Genomic DNA, 12,119 nt, shown 5'->3' on the forward strand with positions numbered 1-12,119 from the left:
CCTACATACAGTCTATCTACTCCATTAAATGAATATAAAACTACCCATAATCGCTGTATTTTTGGCACTTTTGACGATGGCTGTATCGGCCACAGAAATTGAAGTAAGCCTCGGTGGACCTATCGACTCGCTTATTGAGGCGCGTGATGCTGTTCGTGAACTTCGCGCGAGCGGCGAGCAGGGAGATATTGATGTGGTTATCGCGGATGGAACCTATTACTTGGACGAGCCCCTTATTTTAGGACTAGAAGACTCGTCGCCGGCGGGTGCGGTCACTCGTTACCGTGCAGCCGAGGGTGCGCGCCCAGTGATTAGCGGGGGGCATGTCATTGATTCGTGGCAGAAAAGTGATTTAGCGGGCGGAAAGGTCTGGGTGGCTGAAGTGCCATGGGCAAAGGGCAATGCGTTTTTCCACGCTCTCTTCGATGGCAGTGAGCTGCTGCAACGGGCTCAGTCTCAAGCGATCAAGATCAGCTGTAAGGGTAAAGTCGATTACGCCTGCGTGCCCGAGTATCGCATCAACTTTGGCTATGCAAAGGGTGATTTAAAGGAGTGGGATAACATGGAAGACATCGAGCTCTTTGGGAGCCCAAGTCCCAAATGGATGGTGAATTATTTGCCGATTGCAGCACTCGACCCCAAGAAACTTGAGGGGCGTCTGGCGATTCCAGCGACGTATCGTATGATGGGAAGTTTCGTTATCGAGAACTGTATCGATTATCTGGATGCGCCTGGAGAGTGGGTGCTCAATTCGAAAGAGGGTAAGCTCTACTACTGGCCCAAGTCGGGAAAGCCGGGCGATGAAATCATCGCAACGAAGCTGGATGAGTTGATTCGTGTCGAAGGCGTGTCAGACCCATCGTTGGCTGGGACGAATGAGAAGTCTGTCGAAGGAATCGTTTTTCAAGGTCTCCAGTTGTCGCATGCGGATCGCCAAAAATGGCTACCAGGGGATAAAGGTATCCAGCACGACTGGAACATGTGGGACAAAGCCAACGGGCTCATACGCTTTCGCGGTGCGAAAAACTGCGTCGTGACAGACTGTGTCTTTATCGATAGCGGCAGCGATGGTGTGCGCATGGATTTATTCGCGCAGAACATCACAGTCGAGAATTCAATCTTTACCAACCTAGGGGGCACAGGCGTGTTGCTCGCAGGTTACGGTCCGGGGAAGAAAGACGTCAACAAGGGCAATACAATCTTTAACAATGAGATCACCGCAGTCGGTCAGCTCTTCCTGCATTCGCCTGGTATCTTCGTCTGGCAAAGTGGACACAATCGAATCGCGCATAATCACATCCACGATCTCGCGTATACAGGCATGGTGATCTCCGGTGTGCGACGCCGATTCTTTAATCCCATATTTGAGGAAATGGGGCTGAAGAATCCTTTCGCGAAATGGACGTTTGCCAAAGAAACCCGCGAGCACTCCAGCACGATTCGCTGGGATGAAATCACCTTGAATAAAGATATCCAAAATTGGGATAACTATGAGCCTTACATGCATGCGCGCGGAAACGTCATTGAGTTTAACGAGATTCACGACTGCTTAAAGTTACTCCATGACGGCAACTGCATCTATTTGTCTGGAGATGGAGACGGCAATATTGTCCGTTACAACGTCACCTACGATCATCCAAAAGGTGCGATGATACGGACCGATGACGATAGCCACGGAAACATTGTGAATAGCAACTTACTCTTCGGGACGACTTTTTCCACTGGGATAGCGATCAAGGGTCTGAATGAGTGCTCAGGGAATGTCTTTATCAATTGCTTCCTTTCAACGGGCAGGGCGGGTAATACGGTTCACCCGGATTCAAACCTGTCGCGCAATGTCTTTTACCACACGAGCACCAAGGTTTCTGGCGGCTTTCACTCTGGACTGAATAAGGTGAAAGAAGGGCTCGATTATAATCTCTATTATCACGAAGGGGGTAAGGCTCCGGCGGCACTTGCCGCTCAGAAAAAATCAAGTCGGGGAAAGCTGATTGATAATAACAGTGTCGCTGCCGATCCGATGTTCACGGATCACATTCACGGTGATTTTAGTTTCAAGAAGGGCTCACCCGCCATTGAGCTCGGTATCGAACCACTGACTCTAGAAATTGTTCAAAAAATGGGCACTTTAGACGACCCATTCCTACAGCGTTTCACGGATGGGGTGCCGATGCATTTTAAGCACAGCGGGAAGAAAAGGGGGAAGAAATCCGACCTGAATCTGTAATAAAATGATCAATACAATGTGCAGAATATGGTTAATTTTCGGCTGTCTGTTCACAGCCTCATCATTAGTGGCAGCACCAACTGTCGTTAGTTCACCGAATGGCGATGTTTCGGCATCATTCGAGATTACGAATGGGACATTGATGTATGCAGTCTCCAAGGACGGAATACCGATCGTGGAACCCTCAAAAATACAAATTTTTGGGGGCGCAAAGATGGCGATGATGGATCACTCGGTTCGTGAGAATGATACGAGTTGGGAACCCGTTGTTGGGCAATTCAGCTCGATACGTGATCACCACGTTGAGTTGACGCTGTCTTTGATAGCCGACGACCTACCGCTGACATTGCTCTGTCGTGTCTTTGATACAGGTATCGGATTTCGCTTTGTCTTGCCGGAGGCGTCCAAAGGCAGGGAGCTTACATTCTCCAATGAGTATAAAATACTGGATGCTGCGGCGAACTACAGAGGTGAGCGCGGATTGGATTTCACTAATAAGCGTGCCGAGTGGACTGCTTTCAGCCGGGAGAAAAGAGCCAAACTAGGAAAAAAGGCGAAAGATCCTGAATACCTGTCCAAGGAGAGTTATTTACGATTTGGTGAAGTGCCGGTTGTGACTGAGCGCACTGACGGATTGCATACGGCATTTCTTGAGTCGGATCTTTATTCGGCGGCTCCGTTTGAGCTGATGAGAGTCGAAATGGACGCGGAGGGCCAGTTCTTCAAGGCCTACAGTTCTGCCATATCAAGTGGCGAAGGACAAGTGACCGCGTGGCGAGCCATATTGATTGGGGAAACGGCTGGTGATCTTATCTTAAATACGGTCGTGCTGAATCTCGCTGCACCCTCCAAGATCGAGGAGACTGCTTGGATACATCCGGGTAAAGGCCTTTGGGACTGGCGCGTCCACGGATATAATAACGGTGATTTTAAGTATGGGATCAACACCCAGAGCTGTCTTCGCTTTATCGATTTCTGTGCCGAACACGGATTGGATTATTTCACTCTGGATGACCATTGGTTCAATAAAGCCAAAGATGGTAATATGCTGGTAAACCCCAATATCGACATCCAGAAAATCATCAGCTACGCGGAAGAAAAGGGTGTTATGATTATGCTCTATTATGACCGTCGCAGAGGTGACTTTGGTGATGAGAAACTCTTTAATCATTATGCCGAGTTGGGTGCAACGGGTGTGAAATATGGGTTTATGGGCAACAATGCACAGTTTACTCGTTCCGCGATGGATAAGGCTGCGGAGAGCCAGCAGTTGATCAATTTTCACGATAACCCTGTGCCCATGGCAGGCGTCGATAGAACCCTTCCGAACCTCATCACCCGTGAATATTGTCACGGGCAACAGGATGCTAGGACCGCGTTTACGCCGGAAACATTTCTTAGGATGGCATTCGTTGCTTCGCTGTCTGGACCGCTTGACATGTCGAACGGTAATTTCGGCCTAATAGGTATTAATGCGGGCGAGCGTGATAAAGGTCCAAGGATTCAAGGTAGCTATATTTCGACCGTCGTGAGCGAGGTGGCACGGTGTGTTGTGATATACACAGGTCTAATTACACTGCCAGATGCGCCTGAAGAATACGCCAAGAAACCAGATCTATTTGAATTTCTTAAAGCACTGCCTGTCACATGGGATAACACCTTAATTATCAATTCAAAGATTGGTGAATACATCACAACAGCACGCCGTCGCGGAGATACTTGGTTCGTGGGGTCGGTGAACAATCAAATTCCAAGAACGTTGGATGTGCCGCTGGATTTTCTTGAAGCGGGAAAAAGCTATGAAGTGACATTGTATCAGGACACACCTGAGACGCACGGCGTGAACAACCCAGAAGTTTATGAGATTAAAAAACAGATGGTGCATCGCGGAGATGTGATCACCGCTAATATGGCCCTCGGTGGTGGACACGCTATGATTCTGAAACCTGTTGAGTAATAATAAGTAAGGCAAATATATGATGAGCAAATTAAATAATATGAAATTAAGTATTCTAGCGGTAGCAACGCTGTGCTGTATCTCCCAAGCATGTTTTGGGGATACGGGAAGGCCGAATGTCGTTATTCTTTACGCCGATGATATGGGTGTGGCGGATGTCTCTTACGGCGATCCTGAGGCAAAGATTCAAACGCCGAATATCGATCGTCTTGCCAGCCAGGGTATGACCTTTACAGATGGGCACAGCTCATCTGGGATTTGCACGCCGAGTCGATATGCGTTGCTCACTGGGCAGCATCACTGGCGTCGTTTTCACAAGATCGTAGGCGCTTTCGGTGCATCGGTTTTTAAGCCAGAGGAATTCACGATTGCCCGTATGCTTCAGGAGCAAGGATACAGCACTGCGTGCTTCGGGAAATGGCACCTCGGCTGGGATTGGAATGCGATTCGTAAGTCTGACGCAGCGGCAAAGAACAAGAAGAGTGCTGAGGCATATGATTGGACGAAGCGTTTCCCCGGCGGCCCACTTGATCAAGGGTTTGATCACTACTTCGGTGATGGAACCATTAACTTTCCACCTTATTGCTGGATTGAAGATGATCGTTTTCTGACGATACCAACCAAGCCCGTGATGAAATCCAGACCCCTTGCGGGCGGCGGCGGCTTCAGGGGCGGTCCCATGGCCGAGAGCTGGAACCCTTATGATATTCTACCGACGATTACCGAAAAGACGGTCGAATGGATCGATGAGCAAAGTAAGGAGGCGCCTTTCTTCGTCTACATGGCCTTTAATTCACCGCATTATCCGATCGTTCCCAACAAGGAGTTTCACGGCACCTCTAAAGCTGGCTACTATGGAGATTTTGTCGTCGAGACAGATGCGATGGTGGGCAAAGTGTTGGACGCTCTGGAAAAGAAGGGCTTACTTGAAAATACCATCGTCATCTTCACTGCCGATAACGGAACAGAAAGACATGCCTTTGATCGCCTTATTAAGTTCGATCAATGGAGTTCAGGCGACTTCAGAGGTATCAAGCGCGATCTCTACGAAGGTGGGCACCGTGTGCCATTCATTGTCAGCTGGCCGGGTAAAATTGAAGCGGGGTCGCATACAGATGAAGTGGTGAATCAAGTGGATTTTGCTGCGACCTTTGCTGCTGTATCTGGATATAAGCTCAGCAATGAAGAAGCGATCGATAGCTACAATATACTGCCTGTGCTCAAGGGCGAAGATTACGTCAAACCGCTGCGTGCTGGAACCGTTCAGAATACGGTGAAGAATGCATACGCCTTACGCCAAGGAGACTGGGTTCTGATCGATGCGCCTACAGGAACGACTGAATCCGAAAAGAAGAGCTACGTGGAGTATTTCGACTTGGAAACGTATCCAAAGGATAATCCAGGGCTTCTCTATAATCTGAAAGAAGACCCTCGTCAGACAAATAACCTCTACGCCGAAAACCCAGAAAGGGTAGCAGCGATGCGTGACTTATTGAAAAACTACGTTGCCGGAGAGCGCTGTGCTCCGGAGAGAAATTAACCTAAATCTAAAACAAAACCATACAATGAAACATCCATTACTAAAATCATGTCTCGTCGCTGCTCTGAGTCTATCGGGAATGCTGACGACGGCTCTAGCGGCAGAAGCCAAACAACCTAACATCATCTTTGTGATGACGGATGATCAGGGCTATCCCGTCGTTGGGGCACATGGCCACCCCTGGATACGCACGCCGCATTTGGATAAGATGCACGAGGAATCGATTCGTTTTGATCGCTTTATGATGGGCTCTACCTGCGCGCCGAGTCGGGCCGGGATTATGGCGGGCGTGCATTCTATTCGTAATGGCGTTACGCATACCATCTACGAACGCGAGCGCCTTAATCCTGCGGCGATCACGCTTCCCGAAGTTCTCAAAACCGCAGGCTATACCTCTGGTTACTTTGGTAAATGGCACCTCGGCGATGAGGAAATCTATCAGCCGGATCAACGCGGCTTTGACGAATACTTCATCCACGGTGCCGGAGGTATCGGGCAGGCCTTTCCTGGCTCCTGTGCTGACGTGCCGAAGAATAAATACTTTGATCCTGTATTCAGACACAATGGAACCTTTGTGCAGACCAAAGGTTATTGCACCGACATCCTCTTCAAAGCAACTCTCGGCTGGATTCAATCGGTTAAAGATTCAGACCAGCCGTTTTTCGCTTATCTCTCTCCGAATGCGCCACATAGTCCATTCATCGCACCACCAGAGTATCAGAAATACTTTAAAGGCCTAGGATTTGATGGTAAAACCGCGGGTTTCTACGGGATGATTGAACATATCGACTACAGCATGGGAATCATGTTCGAACAGTTAGAAACTTGGGGTTTGTTAGAAAACACCATTGTCATTTTTACGTCGGACAATGGCATGACCTCAATCGGTTGTGGATTAAAAAGTAAAGCAGGTCGCCCACATAAGCAGATCGGAACAGACCCAGAGGGCAATCCAATGATGACCTACAATGCAGGGATGAAGGGACTCAAGGGCACTGTGCATGAAGGCGGAGTCAGAGTGCCTTTCTTCGTCCGTTGGGATGGAAAGATCAAGGAAGGCAGAACAGTTGATACAGTCGTCAACTACCTGGATATCTTGCCCACCTTAGCAGAACTGGCGGGGGCTGAGCTTCCGAGCACACAGGCATTCGAAGGTCGGAGCTTAGCCTCCTTCCTCTTTGAGGAAAACCCAGAATGGGAAGACCGTTTTCAGTTCCAACACGTAACACGCTGGAATCACGGAGTCAATCCCGACGATTTCAAATGGAAGAGCTACTCTGTGCGCAATCAGCGCTTCAGACTCGTCGCAGGCGTGCTTTACGACATGGAAAATGATCCAAGTCAGAACGAAGATGTGACGGATCAGTATCCTGAACTGGTAACTGAAATGAAGAAGGCTTACGAAAAGTTCTGGGATGATTCTCGTCCGCTTATGATCAATGACGGTGTGCCTCTCGCTGAAGAAAAGCCCTACCACGTCAATTATAACGAACAAAAGGCAACCACAGGGATTCCTCAGTGGGAAGAGCCTGAATTGTCAAACTAGGCACGCATTGCCGATGGCAAGTCGGAAAAGCTCAAAAACACGAATCTGCCCCATACTACATACGTAGGATGGGGCAGATCATTCGAATGATCTGTTGTGCTGATTCACAGGCATAACGTATGTTCCTGTCTTACTTTTTCTTCTTAATCATCCTTAAGTTGCCAACGATAGATGATCGACTCGTTCAGCTATGGCGCGGATCAGCCGCACCCCCAAACCAATTTATTTCAAGTATATGAATATACGAAAGTGCCTATCCTCTATCCTATTAATTGCTCCAATTGCGCTGATGGCTTCGGATATCTACCTCTCTCCTCAGGGGGACGATTCAAATATAGGAAGCAAAGTTGCCCGCGTCGCTTCATTGGCTAAGGCGCAAGAACTGGCCCGTCTGCACGCTGGAAAGTCACCCGTTACAGTGCATGTCGCTGACGGCGTTTACTATCTACCCGAAACTTTGGTGATGACTCCTGCAGATTCAGGGACTGCAAGTCATCCTGTCGTCTATAAAGCCGAGAACGAGGGCGGAGCCGTTTTAAGTGGTGGCTCTGAGTTAACACTTCGTTGGGAGTCTTACCGTAATGGTATTTACCAGGCGACAACGCCTCAAGAGCTAGAAATCGATCAATTGTTTATCAATGGTCGTAATCAGCGCATGGCACGTTACCCGAATTATGATGCTAAGTTGAAAGCGAAAGCGTATCAGGGCTTTGCTGCAGATGCTTTTTCAAAGAAGCGTGCGGAGCGTTGGGCAGATCCAGCCGGCGGTTATATTCATGCGATGCACACCAAACGTTGGGGCGGTTACCACTATCTCATCACGGGGAAGGATGCAGCGGGTGAAGTGACTTATGAAGGTGGCTGGCAGAACAATCGTCAGATGGGGATGCACAAAGACTTCAGGATGGTGGAAAATATATTCGAGGAGTTGGATGCGGAAGGAGAGTGGTATCATGACTCCAAGGCGAATACACTCTACTATAAGCCAATTGCTGGCACCGACTTACAAGCTGCTACTGTTGAAGTCGTCAGACTGCGCCATATCGTAAAATTTCAAGGCAGCGAGAACAGCCCGGTGAAGCACATTACTTTTCAAGGTTTTGTCGTGCGCCATGCGGCACGCACCTTCATGGATACAAAGGAGCCTTTATTGCGTTCTGACTGGGCAATCTATCGTGGCGGTGCCTTCTTCCTCACGGGAACCGAAGATATCAGCATACTGGATAGCGAGTTTGACCAGGTCGGTGGTAACGCAATTTTTGTCAATAACTACAACCGCCGCACTAAGATTAAAGGTTGCCACATTCACGATGCGGGTGCCAGTGGTGTCTGCTTTGTCGGAGATCCGAATGCCGTGCGTGATCCGCTTTTTGAATACAGAGAGAAGAATGATTTGTCCAAGATTGACCGGACTCCTGGACCTAAAACGAATAATTACCCCGCAAAGTGCTTTGTTGAAGACAGTTTGATCCATGGAATTGGGCGCACTGAGCGTCAACCTGCAGGTATTCAGATCTCGATGGCAATGGACATTACGATTCGAGATGTCTCTATCTATGATACTGCACGAGCAGGCATCAATGTGAGTGAAGGCACTTGGGGTGGGCATTTGATCGAGCGCGTTGACGTGTTCGACACGGTTTTAGAAACGCATGACCACGGTTCATTCAACTCTTGGGGGCGTGATCGATTTTGGCATAGTGACCGATCGGTCACTCAAGTAGCAGTGGATGCGGATCCAACGCTTCCTTTTCTCGATGCTGTTAAAACGACCACGATTCGTGACAGTCGTTGGCGCTGTGACCATGGTTGGGATATCGATTTGGATGATGGGTCGACCAACTACGACATTTACAATAATCTGATGTTGGCGCGTGGGTTGAAACTACGTGAAGGCTTCCGACGTTATGCGTGGAACAACATCACTGTTAATAACGGCCTGCATCCGCATGTCTGGTATAACAATAGTAAAGACAAGGTATACTCAAATATTTTTATGCTACAGGCGCGTCCGGTTGGCATACGTAAAGAGTCTATCGGAAATACTGTTATGGACAAAAATTTGTATTTCTCAAAAAAGCCTAACGTCATGGGTGCGACTCAAAAAATAGGCTGGGACGCAAACTCGATTCAGGCTGATCCGCTCTTTATCGATCCTTCTATTGGTGATTACCGGGTCAAAGAAGGCTCGCCAGCGTTCGATATCGGATTTCAAAATTTCCCGATGGATCAGTTTGGGGTGAAAAAGCCTTCACTGAAAGCGATTGCTAGAACACCAGTCTTTCCTGCGAATGAAGTGAATAAGACAAAGAAAGTCGCGAAGGCCAGGAACAAAAAGTCTGTTACTATGGCTGCAGACTGGTTGGGAGCAACGATTAGCAGTCTGAGTGGTGATGAGTTCTCTGCTTATGGTGTTAGCGAAGAGGAAGGTGGCGTCGCGATCATTGAGCTATCGAATACTTGGACGGCATCGGAATCTAGCCTCCGAGAAGGCGATTTGATTCAGGGGGTGAATGGTCAAGCAGTTTCAAATATAGATGAGTTCTTTAAGGCTCTTTCTAAAGTTCAATCTGGTGTGGTTCAACTGAAGGTGATCCGTAATCAACAGCCTATCGCAGTGAAACTTGAGCTCTCCAAGTAAAGTTGGGATTATTTTCAAAATTAGGTAAACGAAATCATTATCGACAGCTTTGGATAGAAATCATGAATAAAATATGCTTTATTTTCCTCGCGATGAGCCTGTTCTGGTCATGGCAGTCAGTGTCAGCTGAAAAGCAGCAGAGCATGGATGAAATGTGGGGGGACGAGAAGATTGATCAGCAATCGCAGAACCCTGGATTGAAATGGTTCACAGAAGATAAATATGCGATGTTTATTCATTGGGGTCTCTATTCTGAAATGGCAGGAGATTGGAAGGGCGAAACCTATTACGGTATCGGTGAGTGGATCATGAACATGGCCAGTATTCCCGTCGACGAATACAAGGCTTATGCTAAGAACTTTAATCCTGATCGCTTCGATGCTATCGAATTGGTTCGATTGGCAAAAGCGGCCGGAATGAAGACGATCGTGATTACCGCTAAGCATCATGATGGCTTTGCGATGTTTGACTCAAAAGCCAGTGATTTTACGGTGGTAAAAGCGTCGCCTTGCAAGCGGGATTTAATGAAAGAACTGGCTGATGCCTGTCATGCGGAAGGGATCCGTTTCGGTTTCTACTATTCGCAGAACAATGACTGGACGGAGCCTTATGGGGGCAAATACAAAGGCACTCGGCCAAAAGGATATACGCCTAAAGATTTCTCCATTTACTTTGAGCAAAAAGTGGCGCCTCAAGTGACTGAGTTACTTACGGGATATGGTCCTATATCGGTCATTTGGTTCGATACTCCGGGGGGCATGCCCAGGCAATATAGCCGTCAACTGGTTGATCTGGTTAAAAAACACCAACCAGAGTGTTTGATCAACAGCCGGATTGGTGGCGGATACGGGGATTATGTCTCTCTCGGAGATATGCACATTCCAACGATACGTCCGAAGCAAAAAGTTTGGGAAACAGTGGATACCACCAACAATTCGTGGTCGTATGCTTGGTATGATCAAAATTGGAAATCGCCTAAGACCATCTGCGAACGTCTGATCACCGTGGTTGCACGCGGCGGTTCGTATATGTTGAATATCGGTCCAAAAGGAGACGGCACGATTCCGGAAGGAGCGGTCTATTCGTTGAAACGCTCAGGTGCGTGGCTTAAAGCACATGGCGAAGCCATCTACGGGGCAAAGGCCTCTCCTTTTAATCAAGGTTTTTACTGGGGGGATATAACATCGAAGGAGAACGAACTGTATTTGCACATTTTTCAATGGCCTGAAGGGGGTAAGCTTCGGCTCTCCGGTTTGGGGGCGAGGGCACAGTCCGCCGTTCTATTACATGATAACTCCAAACTCGAAGTGTCGCAAAATGGACCGCTCATCGAAGTCAGTCTCGGTTCAGAGGTGGGACGTCATCTGCCACTGATTCCAGTTATCAAGCTAAGTCTAGATGCACCTGCCAAGGTCACGGATCAGGCAAAACAAGTGGACGGTCTGGGGCCAGTCACGCTACATGGGGAGACCGCAAACACGAAGGGATGCCGTGTGCAGAAGGAGCGGTGGATGGAAAAGTTTGGAGAGTGGGTTCACTACGAATATGTCGCAGGATGGCAAGATGTGGATGCTGAAGCGAGTTGGAATCTAAATGTAATTGAGCCTGGCAAGTATATGCTCAGTCTCGAGTATGCCTGCACGCATGAGAATGCAGGTTCCGAGTGGGTCGTGTCGTCTGGTGACGAAAGTATTACCTTTGTCACATACGAGTCAGGTTATGATCCGAGTAAGAAAACGATACATAAAGGGGATGCGCCGAGAGGGGCACGATTACGTAACTTTACGATCCCTCTCGGAGTTCTGGAATTATCAGAAAGTGGAGAGGCTCAACTGAAAATTTCTCCGCGTAATTTAGTCGGGGCGGGAGGCATTAGTATCAAAGCGGTTACGCTCGAACCGTATCGTTAGCCGCTAAGTCGAGAGCTTACCGCTGTATCGAATGATACCGAAATGAAGAGAAATTCAATTCAAGTTATGAATACCTTTATCCCCATTAACAAACGGATTGTGGCATTCATTAGTATGTCACTGGAGTCATTACTTGTGGGTCTGAATGTCGTGCATGCGCAAAAAGCATCTAATCAACAGCTAGCGGAGCTCCGTGAGCAGTGGACAGAGATGAATACGTCTGAGCCGAAGCAGCGCGCCCTTAAACGTTTTAACGAGAACAAAGGTCGAGCGGACTGAGACTGACGAGGGGCTTTCT

Annotated in this window: 7 protein-coding genes; all 7 read left to right on the top strand. The window is 48.3% G+C overall.

The features are described from left to right. Window positions 1-28: 28 nt before the first annotated feature. A complete protein-coding gene (locus tag GZZ87_RS13140; RefSeq protein ID WP_162024905.1) occupies window positions 29-2,227 on the top strand; it encodes a right-handed parallel beta-helix repeat-containing protein in 2,199 nt (732 codons plus the stop codon). Between the two features lie 67 nt (window positions 2,228-2,294). Further along, window positions 2,295-4,184 (top strand): glycoside hydrolase family 97 protein, encoded by a 1,890-nt coding sequence (locus GZZ87_RS13145; RefSeq protein WP_244648089.1) that lies wholly within the window; start codon window positions 2,295-2,297, stop codon window positions 4,182-4,184. Window positions 4,185-4,224: 40 nt separating this feature from the next. Next, window positions 4,225-5,724: an arylsulfatase gene (locus GZZ87_RS13150; protein ID WP_244648088.1), complete on the top strand. Its 1,500-nt coding sequence runs from the start codon at window positions 4,225-4,227 to the stop codon at window positions 5,722-5,724. Between the two features lie 25 nt (window positions 5,725-5,749). Further along, on the top strand, window positions 5,750-7,270 hold the full coding sequence (locus GZZ87_RS13155) for an arylsulfatase (RefSeq protein ID WP_244648087.1): 1,521 nt from the start codon (window positions 5,750-5,752) through the stop codon (window positions 7,268-7,270). Window positions 7,271-7,505: 235 nt separating this feature from the next. Beyond that, window positions 7,506-9,911, top strand: a complete 2,406-nt coding sequence (locus tag GZZ87_RS13160; protein WP_162024902.1) for a PDZ domain-containing protein — start codon at window positions 7,506-7,508, stop codon at window positions 9,909-9,911. A gap of 62 nt (window positions 9,912-9,973) precedes the next feature. Further along, complete coding sequence (locus GZZ87_RS13165; protein WP_162024901.1) at window positions 9,974-11,821, top strand: alpha-L-fucosidase; 1,848 nt, start codon at window positions 9,974-9,976, stop codon at window positions 11,819-11,821. A 66-nt stretch (window positions 11,822-11,887) separates the two neighbouring features. After that, window positions 11,888-12,100, top strand: a complete 213-nt coding sequence (locus GZZ87_RS13170) for a hypothetical protein (RefSeq protein ID WP_162024900.1) — start codon at window positions 11,888-11,890, stop codon at window positions 12,098-12,100. Window positions 12,101-12,119: the final 19 nt, after the last annotated feature.

The organism is Lentimonas sp. CC4, from assembly GCF_902728235.1.
Taxonomy (GTDB): domain Bacteria; phylum Verrucomicrobiota; class Verrucomicrobiia; order Opitutales; family Coraliomargaritaceae; genus Lentimonas.